This window comes from Streptomyces sp. MK7 (genome assembly GCF_032658145.1).
GTDB classification, from domain to species: domain Bacteria; phylum Actinomycetota; class Actinomycetes; order Streptomycetales; family Streptomycetaceae; genus Streptomyces; species Streptomyces spiralis.
Map to the genome: position 1 here is coordinate 1 of NZ_JAVACL010000084.1, position 15,765 is coordinate 15,765.

The following is a 15,765-nucleotide window of genomic DNA, read 5'->3' on the forward strand; positions in this document are numbered from 1 at the left end:
CCACCAACTAGGCCTTGCCTTACTGGCCACGGCCAGGAACCCAAGGCCGTTACAGGCGCAGCACATCGAGCGAGGCCGGGGCACTTGTAGGGCGTGATCCCCTGCAGTGTGGTGCAGATCCAGCAGACAGAGACGACCGGCCGGGGCGAGCAGCGACGGACCGGGCGGACACTGGTCGCGTGCAACTGCGGCTGGACCACGGGATGGGGCCAGTCCGACACGGCCTGGCGGGCGCGCATGCGCCACCAGGCCGCGGGGGCGACCGCCACGGCGAACGCTGACGGCGGCGGTAAGTGCTCTGACCGGGAAGGTTCGCCGGGTTGGCGGATGGGGCGGTTGGATGGCGGTGACGTCCGTTCCGACCGTGGAGGTGTGGTGGTCGAGCCTGTGCGGGTGCACAGACTGACCGATCTGGAAGGGCAGAAACTGCAGCAGATCGTGCGTCGGGGCAGTACCGGCTCGGTGCGCTACCGGCGGGCGATAGTGCTGCTCGCCTCGGCTGGCGGGAACCGAGACGGTACGGGATGACCAGGCCGGTGCCCCGGTAGCCGCCGTCGGCGATCACGGCGGTGCGGCCGACAGCGTCCTTGGCTCCGGATAGTGCCCACGCCTTGCAGTCGTTGCGGTTGCCGGGCAACGGCCGGCCGACCACGACGACGCGCCGGGTGTCGGCGTCGATGACGACCTGGTGGTTGGTGGAGTAGCGGTAGTTCTTCGACCGCTCGGCCAGCGTGTGGTCGCGGGTGGGAACCAGGGTTCCGTCCACGATGAGCACGGTGTCCTTACGAAACCGCCTGCGTGGCTTGAGCGCGAGCAGGGGACCAAGGTGGCTGATGATGCGGTCAGCTGCGGACTTCGAGACGCCGAACAGCGGGGCGAGCTGCCGCAGCGTCAAGTTGGTGCGCCAGTAGGCCGTGACCAGCAGCACCCGGTCCTCCAGTGGCAGGCTCCACGGCCGACCTCTGCGGACCGCGTCAGCTCCTTCGTGCCGCAGCTGTGCCACCAAGGTGCCGAAACAGCGCGGGCTCAACCCGGCGAACGGAGCTATCCAGGACGGCTGCGACGCCGTAATCACAGCAGACGCCGCGAGATCATTTCGCTCGTTGCCAGGTGTCCCGTTCACGGCAGTTCTCGACGGTCCCACCGATTCCTTGAGTGGCGCTCCTCACCGACCCCTTGGTGACCTGGGTCAGTCGAAGAGGGCAACGACTCCATTTACCCAGATCGCGAGGAACGCAAGGGCCCCCACCAAGCAGCCGACGCCCGCCAGCACACCGCCGACCGTCCACGGCTCGGAGGGCGCCTCCTCGTACTTCTCCCCCAGGCCGTCCCGGTAGGAGGCGGGGTCGTCCCAGTCGACGGGGTGCCCCAGCTCCTCGGTGCAGGCGGTCCGCACTGCGACCAGCTGCTCCTCCGCGAAGGAGGTAGCAGCCATCGCCTCGGGGCCGCGCCAGGCGAGGGCCTTCATCCGCCACCCGGGAGACCCGTACCGCGCCTCGAAGGCGACGGTCTCGTCGGCGTTGCGGTCCTCTTCGAGAAACATCCAGCGTCCGGCCTCGGCGGCATCGCCGTAGAGCCGGTACACCTCGGCCAGACGCCGACGGAGCGTCAGGTCGTACGGGAAGGATGAGACGAGACCGCGCAAACGCTGGCGCGCGACGGGAACCCGGCCGACGGCCAGGTCTGCATCGACTCGGGCAAGGGTCTCTCTCAGGGACATGAACACATGATCGGGTACCGCACTGATCCACGTCGACCTGGTTTGTCGCTCAGCACTCGCTCGCTCTCAACGGCATCGACTGAACCCCACTGAGACGGGACACCATCACTTACGGGACAGGCCTTGGGATGCCTTCCTTCGGGGAGATCGCGCACGAGGCAACTGAAACCGACTCTGCCATCACGGATGGGAACACTCTTCGGGAACTGCAGTCTGGCGGCGCGCGAGGATGATCCCTCCGAGCTTACTCTCGGCCGATGAGAGAGTTCTGTGTTCCTCGACGGAGAAGCCGGCATCGTTGAGCCACGCGATTACCTGGTCGTGCTGTCGGCGATGGACATAGACCTTCATCGGGTGTCCGCCATAGCCTTCGGTTTTCAACTTCGACTCATCACCGACATGGAAGCTGAGGAGCAGCGGTCCACCCGGCCACAACACTCGCCGGAAGTGCCCGAAGACGGCTCCGATCTCGTCGTCGGGGATGTGGATCAACGAGTACCAAGCAACCAAGCCAGCCATTGAGGTATCGGCGAGTTCGAGGTCCGTCATCGAACCGAGATCGAATCGGAGACCAGGATGTTCAAGCCGGGCCACCTTGATCATCCCGGGCGACAGGTCGATCCCAAACGCATCCAAGCCCAGTTGGCACAGGTGAGCCGTGATCCTCCCCGTCCCGCATCCCACGTCAGCAACCGGTCCCCCGCCCCCGTCACGCACCCTCTCCGCGAACAACGCCAGGACAGCGCGCTCCTCGGGTGTTTCGTCCAAGAGGTGACGCGTCATATCTGCATAGCTGGCAGCCACGGTGTCGTAAGACGTCCGCGTGTCTTCCAGCCAGCCGTCGGCGTTCAGTCTCGTTCCCACAGCCGCAGGCTACCAACAGCCCCACTGGGAGGTCGTCTTAGCTTGGCGTTCAACCTCGCTGGGCTTGGTGTTCCTTGATCGATTCGCCTCGTTTGACGGTCTTGCCAACGTCGTGGCGCCTGGCCCGTTGCTTGTTTTTCGAGCCGGGAGGCCGTCCGGGGCCTGCTCGGGACGGTTTTGGCGCGGTTGCCGGGCGGGCTGCTGTCGCGCGGACGTTGCGAAACCCCCGGCGGACTCGGGCGGGGGTGAGGCGGCGGGGTTCTGTGGGCCGTTCCCATGGGCGACGGAGGTCCTCGGCGAGGGGCCGGGCGAGGCGGAGCTGGGTGTAGGCGGTGGTGATCAGCCAGGTCCATAGGTCGGTCGTGTCGGGGTTCCTGACCTTAGGGGCGGTCCAGCCCAGGGTCTGTTTCATCAGCCGGAAGGTGTGCTCCAGGTCGAAGCGGCGGAGGAAGGACTGCCACCAGCGGTCCACGTCCGCCGGTGCGGCCGTGGTGGCCGAGCACCACAGCCAGACCGGTTTCGGGTCCCGGTCACCGGGCAGGCGCTCGACCTTCAGTCGGATCAACGTGCCGTGCAGGACGGGGAGTTCTTCCTTGGCGTGGTTCAGCCAGGGGCCGCGGTGGGTGAGCCGGGGGTGCATCCGGTCCCAGGCCGTCGCGGTGGCCGTGCCGTAGCGGGTGGTGTCCGTGGCGGTCGTGACGTCGGGCTCGTGCCAGCTGTCGGGCTTCTTGAACGTGAGGACGCCGCCATGCCGGCGGGGGCGCCCGCCCCGGGGACCCGACCGGGCGGGGCCTGGGTCGCGGAGCATGACCCGGTCCGCGCGCAGGCGCCCCCACCGACCACCCGAGCAGATAGAGAACAGCCAGTCACACTCCCATGATCGGCTGCACGTTGTGGGCTGGCGGGATCGGGGCGGGGCGGATCGTCCAGAAGTGACTGAGGACCATCTGCGTCGCTGTGCAGCCGGCGCTCGCGTACCGTGCTGCCCTACGCGCGGACAGCAGTACGGCACCTGACCCGTCAGGGATCAGCGCCGCGCACGGCATGCCGCGTGGGAATACGCTTCACCGCTTCCGCGTGGAGTTGAGCCGTTGGGCACCCAGGGCGTCCGCAACCACAGCAACGCCGTCACGTCCTTCGTTGCGGATCAAGGAATCGCAGCGGGCACTGTGTGACGGTGGGCTCGGACCCAACGGTGCCGAGTGCCTCGCGATCAACCGGACTGGATCACCAAAGGCGTCGGGAGCTCGGCAAACGCATCGCAGACCTGCGGACCGCCGCGCGCTACAGCCAGGAAGCCTTCTGCGCCGCCACCGGCCTGAGCAGCAGCGTGCAGCGCATCGAGACTGGGGGAAGCCGACCCCCGCTACGGCGACCTCCTGCGGATCACGGCCGTCCTCGACGCGCGCGTCTGCGTCCTCGTCGATTGACGGCGCAGGAAGGCCCCGCCTATCCGCCACGGGGGAAGCAGACGAGCGGGGCCGGTACGGTGTCCTACCGGAGGTAGGAGTGCCCTTCCGGGCTGACGTGCAGTGTGAACTCCTCCAGCCCTGGCGAGCCAGCCGCTTTCCAGCGGCCCAACTGTTCCTCAGCCGTATCCCAGAGAGATTCCGGCCCGTCCTGCCGCACCGTCCAGTGGCCGCCCTCTTCGCAGAGGGCCGCCCACGCCCCGCATTCCACGTCGATCAGGACGTGCTCCTCGCGCTCGTTCTGCTGGAGTGTCAGCCGCTGCGCGCACGGTACGGCGGACTCTGCGACGAACCGGGCCGTCCAGTCGTTCAGGATGTCAGCGCCGATGATGGCCTCCCGTTCCTTGCCGGCGCTGAGGTCGGGCAGCAGCCCGAGCGGCGGCGGCAGGTGCGGGCGGGCGAGCATGAAGCTGACCTGTCCGCCCAGCAGCGGACCCGAGGCGGATCCGTCCTCGTGGACGGTCAGCCGCGCCAGTTCCGAGGCAGCAAGCCAGCCGCCGACGGTGGCCAGGATAAGGCCACCGGGCCGGGTCTGCTCGATCCACGCTGAGGGCACCGTCCGCACACCACAGGTGGCGATGACCCGGTCATACGGTGCCCCCTCGGCGTGCCCGAGCAGGCCGTCCCCGGTGACCAGCCTGGGGTACAGCCCGATCCGGCCCAGGGCGGCCGCTGCCCGCGCGGCCACGTCCTCGTCGTACTCGATCGAGGTGACGTTCTCCTCGCCGAGGGCGTGGCAGAGCAGGGCGGTGGAGTAGCCGGTGCCTGTCCCGATCTCCAGGACCCGCATCCCGTCCTCGGCCTGCAGGGCTTCCAGCATGCGCAGGACGAGGGACGGCAGGGTGCTGGAGCTGGTCGGCGCGCGCATGATCTGGCCACGGATGTCGGCCGGCACGATGGTGCCCGCGATCTGGGTGACCAGCGACTCGTCCTCGTAGCACGCCTCCAGCCAGCCCGGCTCACCTTCGAGCAGCGGCGCCCAGGCCCCGGCCGTGCCCTCGACGCGGCGGAAGACGCCGCCGCGCAGGAACTCGTGCCGGGGGACGGCCACGGCCGCCCGCTTCCACGGCTCAGTGCGCAGACTGCCGCCGGCGGTCAGCGTGTCGATGAGCTGCTGGTGCAGCTGCGCGTGGTCGCTCACGTCGTCCTCTCCAAAAGGTCTGCGAGGGCTGCGCACATCGGCAGGCCGGTTTCGGTCTCCAGCCAGTACCACTGGCCTGACGGGTTGCACTCCAGGAACCACCATCGCCCGTCGGTGCCCACACAGAAATCGAAAGCGCCGAAGATGAGCCCGAAGTGGTCCATGTAGTTGCGCAGGGCTTGGTCGATGCCCGGCGGTGGCTGGACGGGGGTGTAGCTGAGGCGGCTGTAGTCGGTGCGCCAGTCCAGCAGGTCGGAGTCGATCCGCACGCAGAACACCTGCCGGCCGATGACGGTGACGCGGACGTCGACCGTCTTGGGCACGCGCTGCTGGAACAGGTGCGCGGTCCCGGCCACGCGGTCATCGATCTCGTCGGCCGTCACCTCGGCGACCTTGACGACGGACGAGACCCCGTCGACGAGATACACCGGGTTGTGCAGGGGCTTGTAGATGACCGGAGTGTGCCGCTTGACGAAGGCCCTGGCCGCGTCCGGGCTGGAGGTGATGAGGGTGGGGGGCACGTCGAAGCCGGCCTCGACGGCGGCCGCCAGGCCGGACGGCTTGAACTCGGCGTCTCCGATGCGGTGCGGGTGGTTGACGTACAGGCAGCCGGGCAGGGCAGCGAGGATGCCGCCGAGCCCGTATCGGGCCTGGGTGGTGGCGAAGCGTGCGTCCTGCTCGCTCAGGTGCGGAAAGGCGAACCCGGAGGGTCGCCGGTAGTAGAGAGAGCGGACGCGTGCCAGATCGGCGGTCCGGGACGGGGAGGAGATCCGGCCCTGTACGCCGTGGCGGGTGATCTCGGCCTCCACCGACAGTGATGCGGGGAAGTCCCCCGAGTCGAGCCGCACGACCGGGATGTCCCGGTCGTGCAGCTCGGCGATCACCACGTCGGCGGTGGGGTCGTACAAGGTGGTGACGACCAGTACCGGACGCGGCTCATTCACTGGTCGCCGTCGCTCCCGGTGTCGCTGTCCTGGGTGGAGCCGTTGCCGTCGGGGCTGGTGCCGGTGGACGGGCTGGTGTTGGTGCTGGTGCCGTGGCCCGGCATTTCCATGACCTGCCCGCCGCTGTCGAAGAACCGGGTGGTCTGGGTGGCCGGGTCGAGCTCGGCGCGCGCGTAGCCGGGGGCCGTGGTGGGGTACGGGGCCATCCGGCTCACGCCCCACGGGGCGAGCGTGCGGGTACCGGACGGAAGCGGCGACGAGGACGGGAAACGGTCGGAGTGGACGAACAAGGCATGCTCCTTGATCGATTCGGGTGATGGACCGCCCAGGCTGCTCGACCTGTCCAGGGTGGGGAGCCGGAGCGGGGTCTGGGGCCCGCCCCGTCGCGGCTTGCGGTCCACGACGAGGCGAGCGCTTGGGTGCGGCCCTGTCCCGAGACGGCCGCTATGGGGCCCCTTGACGCCGGGGCGGGCGGGGTGGCGCGCGTCAGGGACGGCGCACGGTGCGGGCGCAGGCGGCGTGGACGCGGCCGGGCTGCCCGGGGCCTCCGGTGAGGCCGGCCTGCTGGTAGAGCTCCCAGGCGTCGGAGTCCTCGAGCGGCTTGTCGCACAGCAGGCACATCCGGAGACCGGAGAGGGCGTCGAGGTGGCCGCACAGCGCGATCACTGACCGGGCGAGCCGCTTCACCCTGTTCACCTCGCCGTGCAGGCCGGCCGCCTCCGGCTCGCCGAGCCGCCGGCGCACCTCCCCGACACCGGCCAGGGCCACCTTTCGGGGCACGTCGTCGGCCGGGAGGCCTCCGGCTAGCTGTTCGACGCCGGGCAGCAACTGTTCCAGGGGCCTGCCGGAAGTCCGCTTCGAAGGCCTTCACGGTGCCGTGACGCGGAAGCGTCTTCTGGTCGAGGAACCAGGCCGCCGCGGCACGCACCGTCACCGGGGCGAAGGGCGCCTCGTCGGCCTGGGGCCGTGTGGCGTTCACCGGGTGGCACCAGCCTGGCGGTGGATCGGGCAGGCGCACGGCGGCAGCGCGGTGCTCATCGGCGTGGGTACCGGCTTGTGGCTGTAGGGCACGCTCACGGTGGCGCGCGGCTTGGTCTTCGCACCGTCGCTGCTCACCGTGTACACCCGGATGGTCATCTTGGCGCCAGGTAGGCGCTGCGGAGCCTGGGCGGTACGGTTCGTCATGTCGACGCTTCCCTCGCTGGTTTGAGCGTTGGCCATGGCCCCGGGACCGTCGCGAGCGGTCGCCGGGGTTCATGCGTTGATGCTTCGAGCGTCGTCGTTGCGCTCAGTCTCCGGGATGACCGGCGGGGGTTACCGAGGCGGTAATACACTCGTTCCTGGTTCGGTACGGCGCGATGAAGCGCATACGATCACTCCGAAGTTGGCCCCATGGACGCCACCACCCCCGGTCCGCTCGCCCCCGACGTCCTCGACAGAGACGATCTGAAGCGAGCCCTGGCAGAGCACGACTTCGCTGCGGCCTTCTCACTCATCAAGAAGTGGGGCGGCCTGTCGCAGAACCGCATCGCCGCGGCCTGCCAACTTACGCCCGGCAAGGTCTCCACGATCATCAGTGGTCAGCAGCAGGTCACCAGCTTCGAGGTGATCTGCCGTATCGCTGACGGGCTGCGAATCCCCGGGTGCATGGTGGGACTTGCCGACCGCCCGTGGGAAAGACAGGCCGAGGCCCCAGCCCCGCAGCCTCAACAGACCCCGGCCGCACGGTTATCGGATGGCGCGCCATGGCGCCCGACTGCGACCGTGCAGCTGGCCGCAGACCTGACCAGGAGTGATCTCGTGATGGACCGCCGCACAGCCACACGCGCCCTCGCTGGCGTGGCCCTGTCCGGCGCGGCTCTCCTCGACTCCATCGAGGGCTGGCTCCAGCCCGCACCGGCTGTCAGCTGCGGCAACCACCGGGGTCGCATCGGCATGCGAGAGGTGCAGGAGCTGGAAGGCACGGCGCGCGCCTTCCGAGCCTGGGACCACCGGTTCGGCGGAGGCCTGCGCCGGAAGGCCGTCGTAGGGCAGCTGAACGAGGTGGCCGGACATCTCGAAGAGCACCAGGCGCCAGACGTCGAGCGAGGCCTGTTCCGGGTGATGGCTTACCTCGGAGGCACGGCCGCGACGATCGCCTGGGACTCTAATCTTCAGCGGCAGGCACAGTCCTACTACCTGCTCGCCCTGCGCGCGGCTCACGCGGGCGGCGATGCTGCCTTCGGCGCCAACGTGCTCGCGGGCATGGCGCGGCAGATGCTGTACCGGGACCGGCCTCAAGACGCCCTGGAACTGATCCACATGGCGCAGAAGGGAGCGCGTAAGGCGGCCGGGCCGCGGCTGCGGGCTATGCTGCACACGCGAGAGGCCTGGGCGTATGCGGCGATGGGGCGAGAGGCGGCCTTCAAACGCGCCACCGGCGAGGCGGCCGAAGCGCTCGGCGAGGCCGGGCCGGATGAAGAGCCCTACTGGATTTGCTACTTCGACGAAGCCGAACTGGCGGGTGTCACCGGCGGCCGCCTCCTGGACCTGGCCCGGCAGAAGCGGGAGCATGCCGAGGAAGCCGCGGAGTCCATCCGCAACGCCGTAGCCCGTCGCGGCCCGGAAGCCGGACGCAGCCACGCCCTCGACGCCATCGGCCTCGCCGAGTGCCACTTCCTCATGGGTGACCTGCGCGGCGCCGTACACCACACCAGACAGGCAGTCGAGGCAGCAGCCCGCACCCAGTCTGCACGCGTACGGGCACAGCTGTCCCAGCTGTACCCGTACACCGTCGGCAGGGGCGCATCACGACCGGTGGCCGAGGCCCGGACAATGATCCGCGAGCTGTTGTCGAACTGAGGGAGCATCGTGACCACCATCGCCGTGACCGGGCACATGGACCTGGCTGAGGACAGCGTGCACCTGGTACGCGACGCCCTGCGGGAGACGCTGAAGCCGTACGCCGGCGACCTGACCGGTGTCTCCTGCATCGCCAAAGGCTCCGACAGCCTTTTCGCCGACGTGGTGCTTGAGCTCGGCGGCCGCCTGGTCGCCGTGATTCCCTCGAAGGACTACCGGCAGGCCAAGGTCAAGGCTGACCACGCCGAGACCTTCGACCGGCTCATCGACGCCGCTGCCGAGGTCGTGGTCTTAGATCACGAAAGTGCGAACCGCTCGGCGTACGAGGACGCCAACCGCACGCTGCTGCAGCGTGCCGAGCGTCTTGTTGCCGTCTGGAACGGCGAGCCGCCATCCGGAAAGGGTGGAGGCACTGCGGACACTGTCGTCGAGGCCCGCTCCGAGGGGCTTCCCGTCGATGTTGTGTGGCCGCAGGGCGCAGCACGCAAGAGCTGAGCAGCACTCCCGATCACCGACCATTCAGTGCGAGCGTCAGTCTTCGTCCTCCGCGTGCCGCGCGGCCTTCTTCACGCTGGCCTCCACCGCGTTCCGCGCCTGGCCCTCCGCCTCGGCGTGCTCGGTGACCGCGGCCTGGACGTCGCGGGCGAGGTCGCGCCAGGCGCGCCACGCGGTCTCGTACGTCTCGCTCTGCGACTCGGTCCAATCGGCCTGTGCGGGCGGCCCGTACTGGTCGCGTAGCTCCAGGACCCGGTTGTGCGCCTGGTCGGCGGCGCGCTCCATCTCCACGAGTTCTTCAAAGGTGTGTGTCACGTGCACGGATCCTAAGACGGACATACGAACGCCCCCCGCCTCGACCCGCGAGACGAGCGCGCTCCGGTTGTGGCTACGGCCGCCACTCCCCGTGGCAGCCGGACCCCCGCTGCGGCCGGGTGTAGACATCGCTGCTGGTCCGGGGTTCTCCTGGACGCACACCCCGTCCGCTTCGCTGACTGGGGGCGCCGTGTACGACACGCCCCACGTGGTAGTGCATCCGACCGGGCCCGGCAGCTGCCGGGTGACCGTGGTCGGGGACCTCGACGTGGTCAGCGCCCCGGACGTACGGGAAGCCCTCAAGGCCGCCGTATCCGCCCACGACCGCGTGGAAGTGGACTGCGGCCGGTTGACCTTCTGCGACTGCACCGGCCTGTCCGCGCTGCTGGCCGCCGCCCGCGCGGCCAAGGCGGCAGGCAGCGAGCTGCGGCTGTGCGTGGTCCCGCACGCGCTCGCCCGGCTGCTGCGGCTGACCCACGCAGGCAGCGCCTTCACCATCGACCAGCCGGACGTACGGTGAAGTGCCCGTGCGCCCGGTCTGCGGTGTCAGGACTCGGTACGGCGCGGGGCTCCGCCCCGGGAGCGGAAGGTGGTCTTGGCGTCTTCGAGCAGGCGGTGTACGCCGCCGTAGGAGCGGCCTGTCTCCTCCGCCAGGGCCCGGATGCTCGCGCCGGAGTCGTACTTCTTCTTCAGGTCCTGGGCGAGCTTGTCGCGGTCCGGGCCGGGCGTGAGCCGGCCGTCCCCAGTCTTGTTCGACATGAGCGGATTCCTCCCTGACATGCGGCGGATGCTGCCATGATCGCGTGAGGCGGTGGCGGCGGCCACCGGTTCGACAGAGGCGCTCAGACGAGAAGAGAGGGGGCGGCTGTTGACGATCACGGGCCCGGCCCAGTGGGAGGACCTGTTCACCCGCACCGTCGACGGAGTCCCGCTCTTGAAGCGGAAGGCTGGATGCCCTGGCCCGGGAGTACCCGGCTCCGAGACTGCCTGGCCTGCAAGCCGGACGCCACCCGCCCCCGAGGCGGTGCCGTCCGGCCCGCAGGCTGCGGGAGGGATCTACCCGGTCATGGAGGGAGCGAAGGGGAACAGGGCCGGGGCGAGCTGCATGCCGGGGGCCAAGCCGAGGGCGATGAAGGCGTCGGGCAGGCCCCGCCCGGTACGGGCGGCGTCCAGTGTTCCCGGTGCGGCCAGTGGGCGGCAGCTGGCGGCGATGATCTCGAAGAGGTGCTGCACGCGGCCGGGGCCTCGGGGCTGCAACTGGCCGTGGAAGTCCTCGTGGTGGGCCAGCACGAGCGCGGCCAAGCCGGCGACGTGGGCGGACGCGGCGCCGGTGCCGTCGAGGGCGGTGTAGCCGCCGTCCGGGGAGCAGGACAGGACCGAAACGCCGGGAGCGGCCGCATCCACTCCAGGGCCGTGGCAGCTGAACGGCGCGGCGAACAGCCCCTCAGGTGTCAGCTGCGGCCCGGTGTGGGTGGCTTGTGAGGTGTCGGGTGGGAAGGTGCCCAAGGCTCCCAGGGCGCCCACGGCGAAGACGGTGGGCAGCCAGGCGGGGAAGAGGACCGGTCCGCCGGTGTCGCCCGCCGGGGCGATGCAGGCGATGCCCGCCGCGGTGGCGTCGGCGAGTTTGCGGGAGACCAGCCCCGAGGGGTACGGGGTCGCCACCTGGATGTGGGCGATGTCGACCTCGCGGCCGATGCAGTGGTCCAAGGCGGCGATCAGGTCGCTGAAATGCCCGTCGGGCATCACCTGGCAGACCTCGAGGCCGGCGTCGACGGCGATCCCGATGACGCCCTTGCCGGTGTCCGCCCCGGCGATGACGCCGGCCGCGTGGGTACCGGTGCCGACCGGGTCGTGGGCCCAGCCCTCCTTCGTGCCGTGCACGAGGTCGGCGCCGGAGCGCACCCGCTGCTTCAGGTCGGGGTGGTCGATGCTGACACCCGTACCGATGACGGCGATCTTGATGCCGAAGGCGCGGAACGTGGGCATCAGCCGGTCCAGCCGCATGACCTGCTGGCCCCAGCCGTAACTCTGGCGTTCCTCCAGTTCCGGGTAGACCTGGGACAGCGGGGTGAGGGTGACGAGGTTGTCCTGGGTCGCCGACAGGTCGGGGCGGTGGATCCAGCGGTCGGTGTATCCGCCCGCGGGCCGGACGTACAGGGACTGGATGGACTGCGCGGTCTCCGTCGCCAGGGTAAGGGTGACCCTCCCGTCGGCGGCGGTGATGCCCTGGCTCGGCCAGGTCGCCCCGATCAGGAAAACCCCCGCGCCGGCCAGCGGTTCACCGTCCGGGCCGCAGACGCACAGCGAGACCTCCACGGGCTCCTCCATCGGCGTGACCAGCCCCGGATCACGCAGCGGCAGCATCCCCGCGCCCGGCGTGGCGGCGGCTGCGGACAGCGGCAGATCCGGCTCGATGTGCACGTGCAGTGCCAGCATCGCCGGCAGCTGGGTCTCGGCGGCTTCTACGACCGCGATCTCCGGGCAGGAGGGAAGGACGCCGGCCGACTGCAGCTTGTCCGAGGGGGTGAGTCTGCGGACGACCGTGACCTCGGGCATCTGCTCCAGCTGGTCGCATACCGCGTCCATGCCGAGTTCGGGCACTCCTACGGGTAGAAGCTGCTGCGGCAGCGGGGTCACCATGAACCGCTGGCGGCGCGGCTGTACCGCGATCGGTGACGGTGCGCCTTTCTTGCGTGGCGCCGCCTCCTCCTCGGGGCCCGGCCCGCCGGCCCCTGCGCCCTGGGATTCGCTCTGCCGGTTGTTCCGGGGCTTGTTTCCGGGCCTGTCCTTGACCATCACGTCCACCTTCACCATGCCTGCGTCGGTTGTTGAGCTTGTGATCCGGATGACGGGCGGCTCGCGCCTTCCACGGCTGTGCGGTGCGCCCGGGAGCGATTCCCGGGCACACCGCACAGCGCGCCGCCCCAGGTCAGCCGATACCGAAGGGCTGACCCATCTGACCGAAGCCGAAGCCGGGCTGCTGGTACTGCTGGCCGAACGGCTGCTGACCGAACTGCTGCTGGCCGAAGCCTCCGCCCCACTGCTGCTGGCCCTGCTGACCCTGCTGGCACTGCTGGACCAGCGCCAGGATCGCGGTCGGCAGCGCCTGCTGCACGGACTGCTCCACAGCACTGCGCACACCCTCTTGCAGCGTGCGGTGCAACGCGATAGCCAGGTACGGGTGCGCATGCTGCTGGGGAATGCCCTGCTGCTGCAGCTGCTGCTGGACCTGCTGGATCTGCTGCAGCGTCTGCTGCATGCGCTGCGCGACCTGCTGGCTCGCCTGCTGGCAGGCCTGCTGGATCGCCTGCTGGACCACCTGCGCGATCTGCTGCTGCGGCCCGGCGATCTGCTGGCCGAACTGCTGCAGGGGCGGGGTACCGGTCATCACCGACATGAATGCTCCATTCGATGCCACGGGAAAGCCAACATAAGGAACGATGTTGGCTTTTTCGGAATGATTCCGACGCGCTGAAGCTATGGCGACGTCGACCCACCCGCAAACGGGCGAGCCGCTCAGGAGGAGGAATCCCCCGATCGGATCCGACGACCGGCGAACCAGCCGGGACGCGGCAGGATGAGCTGCTGCTGGAAGTGGCAAACGACATGCCAGCGGCACACACTCACTGTCTGGCATCGGCGGCCGAAGCTTGGAGGACCGGCGGCGTGCAGGAACCGCCGAAGAGCGTGTGACAGCACCACGGATCGACTACCGGACGCTGTTCGCCGCCACACCCCCAAAATTCTGATCGACACTCCCGGCACACATCACCAAGCACCACCAAGAGCGCGCATAGATTAGGCAAGGCCATACAGCGATACGCGGTACAGCCTGGAAGCGCGGCGCGACCTGGGCCTGTAGGAGCCGCTCTGGGGCGCGCCCGGCATCGATCGGGCTACGGCCCGACGGTCGCCGGCAGCACCCGCTCCTGCTCCATCTCGCCGGTGTCCGGGTTGAGGAGGTAGACCTGGAACGGCGCCCACGCCCGCCTGGCGAGGGTGTCGAGATCGCTGTGGAAGGGGACCAGCAGGGCCACCTCTTCCGCCCAGGCCCTCAGCTGGCCTGGGTCCGGGCAGGCGACTCCCACCAGCGTCCACTGCTTGCCGTCGGGGCCGCTGCGCTCATAGACCGGCCTGCCGTCGAGCCGAGCTCACCCTCGCCGACGGACGCGTGTTCAAAGCGGAGGCCATTGTGGTCGCCACAGGTGTGACCGAGTTGGCCCCGTCCGACCGGGGTGCGTACGTCCCGCCCGGACCTGTATCGGCCTGCGTGATCGCCGGGCCCGCTCGGCGCGGGCGCTGGACGCCGGACCGTGCTGCCGGCCGGCGCAGGCGGTCGACCATGTTCGTGGAACTGACGAACAACGTGTCCGTCGCCCTGGGCGGGGCCGCCGTGGGCCCTCACCCCTGATCTTGGACACTCGGGACAATGGATCTTGAGGATCTGAGAAACGGACATGTCGTGGTCATGAAGCACTACCCGCCGGAGTTCAAGGCGGACGCGGTCGCGTTGTACGAATCGCGGCCCGAGGCGACGATCAAGCAGGTCGCCGCTGATCCGGGGGTGAACCCGGAGACGCTGCGCAACTGGGTTCGGGCCGCGGGCGCCAGCCGCCCGCGCGGCCGTCGGACGCCGGCGCCCGTGCAGCCGCAGACAGCGGTGGAGGCCGAGAACGCGGCCCTGCGCAAGAAGGTCCGTGAGCTGGAGGAAGAGCGCGAGATCCTGCGGAAGGCCGCGAACTATTTCGCCGAGGAGACGCGCTGGTGAGGAGCCGTAATTTAACTACTGCCAGGTTGGGGTCAATGTCTCGGTGCTGCATGGTAGTCGGGCTGTTGTGACGATTCCGGATGAAGTCCTGGCGGTACTGGATGCGAAGTTCGCAGCGGTGCTGCCGCATCTGGACGAGCGGCAGCGCCGTCTGTATCTGGCTTCCGAGGCCGAGGCTCTGGGGCACGGCGGGATCGCAGCCGTGGCCAGACTGGCGGAAGTCTCGGAGTCGACCGTCGCACGAGGGCGTGAGGAACTCGCCGACGGAGCAGAGGCGTTGGGGCTGGTACGCAGACCCGGCGGCGGGCGCAAATCCGCCGCCGAGCGCGACCCCGGCCTGGTGGCGGCTCTCGAGTTGTTGATCGAGCCGCGTGAGGTGGGCGATCCGGTGTCCCCCTTGCGCTGGACCACTGCCTCGCTGCGGGACTTGTCCCGGGAGCTGACCGATGCCGGTCATCCGGTCAGTGCCCCGGTGGTCGGCGGCCTGCTGCGTGCGATGGGATTCAGTCTGCAGGGCATGGCCAAGACTCGGGCCGGCAGTCAGGTGCCCCACCGCGACGCCCAGTTCCGGCACATCAACACCGCCGCCGAACGCTTTCTGGCGGGGGGCCTGCCGGTGGTGAGCGTGGACACGAAGCAAAAGGAACCGATCGGTGACTTCGCCCGGCCGGGCCGCACCTACCGCCCCAAAGGTCAGCCGATCACCGCTCCGGACCACGACTTCATCGACCCCGACACCCCGGTCGCCATCCCGTACGGCATCTACGATCTGGGGCGCGACAGCGGCTGGGTGAACGTGGGAACCGACCGCAACACCGCCGCCTTCGCGGTGGAGTCCCTGCGGCGCTGGTGGAAGACCCAAGGGCGCCTCGACTACCCCAGCGTGGACCGCTTGTTGGTCACCGCCGATGCCGGAGGGGCCAACTCGGCCGACTCCCGCCTGTTCAAGATGGGCCTGGCCGACTTCGCCGACGAGTGCGGGCTGAGCATCACCGTCATGCACTTCCCGCCAGGTACTTCAAAATGGAACAAAATGGAACACCGGCTGTTCTCCCGGATCACCCACAGCCTGCGCGGGCAGCCTCTGACCAGCTACGAAGCGCTGCTGGAGACCATCTCAGCCACTCGCACCAGCACCGGACTGACCGTTCATGCCGCACTGGACGAGAACGCGTACCCCACCGGCCGCGTGCTCTCGCGAGGGGACC

At 69.4% G+C, this 15,765-nt stretch carries 17 protein-coding genes and 3 pseudogenes; 6 read left to right on the forward strand and 14 right to left on the reverse strand.

Annotated features, from left to right (window positions below; all coding sequences use genetic code 11):
- Positions 1–375 precede the first annotated feature (375 nt).
- Positions 376–513: pseudogene (locus R2S09_RS38805) on the forward strand (IS630 family transposase); the annotation flags it as partial.
- A 1-nt stretch (position 514) separates the two neighbouring features.
- Here R2S09_RS38805 and R2S09_RS38810 read toward each other — a convergent pair.
- The 9 genes and pseudogenes from R2S09_RS38810 to R2S09_RS38850 all read right to left on the reverse strand — a co-directional run.
- Positions 515–1,123 (reverse strand): annotated as a pseudogene (locus tag R2S09_RS38810) (transposase family protein); the annotation flags it as partial.
- A gap of 66 nt (positions 1,124–1,189) precedes the next feature.
- Entirely contained in the window at positions 1,190–1,720 is a 531-nt protein-coding gene (locus tag R2S09_RS38815) for a DUF6584 family protein (protein WP_316745921.1), read from the reverse strand.
- A 180-nt stretch (positions 1,721–1,900) separates the two neighbouring features.
- Positions 1,901–2,572, reverse strand: a complete 672-nt coding sequence (locus R2S09_RS38820) for a methyltransferase domain-containing protein (RefSeq protein WP_316745936.1) — start codon at positions 2,570–2,572, stop codon at positions 1,901–1,903.
- A gap of 61 nt (positions 2,573–2,633) precedes the next feature.
- A pseudogene (locus tag R2S09_RS38825) lies at positions 2,634–3,416 on the reverse strand (transposase); the annotation flags it as partial.
- A 662-nt stretch (positions 3,417–4,078) separates the two neighbouring features.
- Complete coding sequence (gene tgmC / locus R2S09_RS38830; protein WP_316745923.1) at positions 4,079–5,194, reverse strand: ATP-grasp peptide maturase system methyltransferase; 1,116 nt, start codon at positions 5,192–5,194, stop codon at positions 4,079–4,081.
- Entirely contained in the window at positions 5,191–6,138 is a 948-nt protein-coding gene (gene tgmB, locus R2S09_RS38835; RefSeq protein WP_316745924.1) for an ATP-grasp ribosomal peptide maturase, read from the reverse strand. The genes tgmC and tgmB overlap by 4 nt, the downstream gene beginning before the upstream one ends.
- Positions 6,135–6,428 (reverse strand): putative ATP-grasp-modified RiPP, encoded by a 294-nt coding sequence (gene tgmA, locus R2S09_RS38840; protein ID WP_306192229.1) that lies wholly within the window; start codon positions 6,426–6,428, stop codon positions 6,135–6,137. The genes tgmB and tgmA overlap by 4 nt, the downstream gene beginning before the upstream one ends.
- Before the next feature lie 196 nt (positions 6,429–6,624).
- Positions 6,625–6,918, reverse strand: a complete 294-nt coding sequence (locus R2S09_RS38845) for a DUF6415 family natural product biosynthesis protein (RefSeq protein ID WP_306192228.1) — start codon at positions 6,916–6,918, stop codon at positions 6,625–6,627.
- A gap of 195 nt (positions 6,919–7,113) precedes the next feature.
- Entirely contained in the window at positions 7,114–7,323 is a 210-nt protein-coding gene (locus R2S09_RS38850; protein ID WP_306192227.1) for a hypothetical protein, read from the reverse strand.
- Positions 7,324–7,530: 207 nt separating this feature from the next.
- Between R2S09_RS38850 and R2S09_RS38855 the strand changes: the two genes are divergently transcribed.
- Both R2S09_RS38855 and R2S09_RS38860 read left to right on the forward strand, forming a co-directional pair.
- Entirely contained in the window at positions 7,531–8,979 is a 1,449-nt protein-coding gene (locus R2S09_RS38855) for a helix-turn-helix domain-containing protein (protein WP_306192226.1), read from the forward strand.
- Between the two features lie 9 nt (positions 8,980–8,988).
- A complete protein-coding gene (locus R2S09_RS38860) occupies positions 8,989–9,474 on the forward strand; it encodes a hypothetical protein (RefSeq protein ID WP_306192225.1) in 486 nt (161 codons plus the stop codon).
- A gap of 36 nt (positions 9,475–9,510) precedes the next feature.
- Here R2S09_RS38860 and R2S09_RS38865 read toward each other — a convergent pair whose 3' ends face one another.
- The gene (locus R2S09_RS38865; protein ID WP_306192224.1) at positions 9,511–9,789 is read right to left on the reverse strand and encodes a hypothetical protein; all 279 of its coding nucleotides are present in this window, start codon (positions 9,787–9,789) and stop codon (positions 9,511–9,513) included.
- Positions 9,790–9,979: 190 nt separating this feature from the next.
- Here R2S09_RS38865 and R2S09_RS38870 point away from each other — a divergent pair, with 190 nt between their 5' ends.
- Positions 9,980–10,309 carry an STAS domain-containing protein gene (locus R2S09_RS38870; RefSeq protein WP_316745929.1) on the forward strand — a complete coding sequence of 110 codons (330 nt, stop codon included), beginning with the start codon at positions 9,980–9,982 and terminating at the stop codon, positions 10,307–10,309.
- Between the two features lie 26 nt (positions 10,310–10,335).
- On the opposite strand, the gene R2S09_RS38875 is transcribed toward R2S09_RS38870, so the two are convergent.
- The 4 genes from R2S09_RS38875 to R2S09_RS38890 all read right to left on the reverse strand — a co-directional run bounded on the left by R2S09_RS38875 (position 10,336) and on the right by R2S09_RS38890 (position 13,877).
- The gene (locus R2S09_RS38875; protein WP_306192222.1) at positions 10,336–10,548 is read right to left on the reverse strand and encodes a helix-turn-helix domain-containing protein; all 213 of its coding nucleotides are present in this window, start codon (positions 10,546–10,548) and stop codon (positions 10,336–10,338) included.
- 297 nt (positions 10,549–10,845) lie between these two features.
- The gene (locus tag R2S09_RS38880) at positions 10,846–12,603 is read right to left on the reverse strand and encodes a S8 family serine peptidase (protein WP_316745931.1); all 1,758 of its coding nucleotides are present in this window, start codon (positions 12,601–12,603) and stop codon (positions 10,846–10,848) included.
- A 115-nt stretch (positions 12,604–12,718) separates the two neighbouring features.
- Positions 12,719–13,186: a hypothetical protein gene (locus R2S09_RS38885; protein WP_316745933.1), complete on the reverse strand. Its 468-nt coding sequence runs from the start codon at positions 13,184–13,186 to the stop codon at positions 12,719–12,721.
- Between the two features lie 499 nt (positions 13,187–13,685).
- Positions 13,686–13,877 carry a hypothetical protein gene (locus R2S09_RS38890; protein ID WP_306192219.1) on the reverse strand — a complete coding sequence of 64 codons (192 nt, stop codon included), beginning with the start codon at positions 13,875–13,877 and terminating at the stop codon, positions 13,686–13,688.
- Positions 13,878–14,218: 341 nt separating this feature from the next.
- Between R2S09_RS38890 and R2S09_RS38895 the strand changes: the two genes are divergently transcribed.
- A complete protein-coding gene (locus R2S09_RS38895) occupies positions 14,219–14,557 on the forward strand; it encodes a transposase (RefSeq protein WP_306192218.1) in 339 nt (112 codons plus the stop codon).
- A 67-nt stretch (positions 14,558–14,624) separates the two neighbouring features.
- The coding region (locus tag R2S09_RS38900; protein ID WP_399145654.1) for an ISAzo13 family transposase at positions 14,625–15,765 on the forward strand (1,141 nt) is incomplete at its 3' end.

Excerpts from the sequence above, each read along its gene's own strand:
- R2S09_RS38880 (WP_316745931.1), bottom strand. The coding sequence starts at position 12,603 with ATGGTGAAGGTGGACGTGATGGTCAAGGACAGGCCCGGAAACAAGCCC.
- R2S09_RS38895 (WP_306192218.1), top strand. The coding sequence starts at position 14,219 with ATGGATCTTGAGGATCTGAGAAACGGACATGTCGTGGTCATGAAGCAC.
- R2S09_RS38875 (WP_306192222.1), bottom strand. The coding sequence starts at position 10,548 with ATGTCGAACAAGACTGGGGACGGCCGGCTCACGCCCGGCCCGGACCGC.
- R2S09_RS38885 (WP_316745933.1), bottom strand. The coding sequence starts at position 13,186 with ATGTCGGTGATGACCGGTACCCCGCCCCTGCAGCAGTTCGGCCAGCAG.
- R2S09_RS38850 (WP_306192227.1), bottom strand. The coding sequence starts at position 7,323 with ATGACGAACCGTACCGCCCAGGCTCCGCAGCGCCTACCTGGCGCCAAG.
- R2S09_RS38855 (WP_306192226.1), top strand. The coding sequence starts at position 7,531 with ATGGACGCCACCACCCCCGGTCCGCTCGCCCCCGACGTCCTCGACAGA.
- R2S09_RS38815 (WP_316745921.1), bottom strand. The coding sequence starts at position 1,720 with ATGTCCCTGAGAGAGACCCTTGCCCGAGTCGATGCAGACCTGGCCGTC.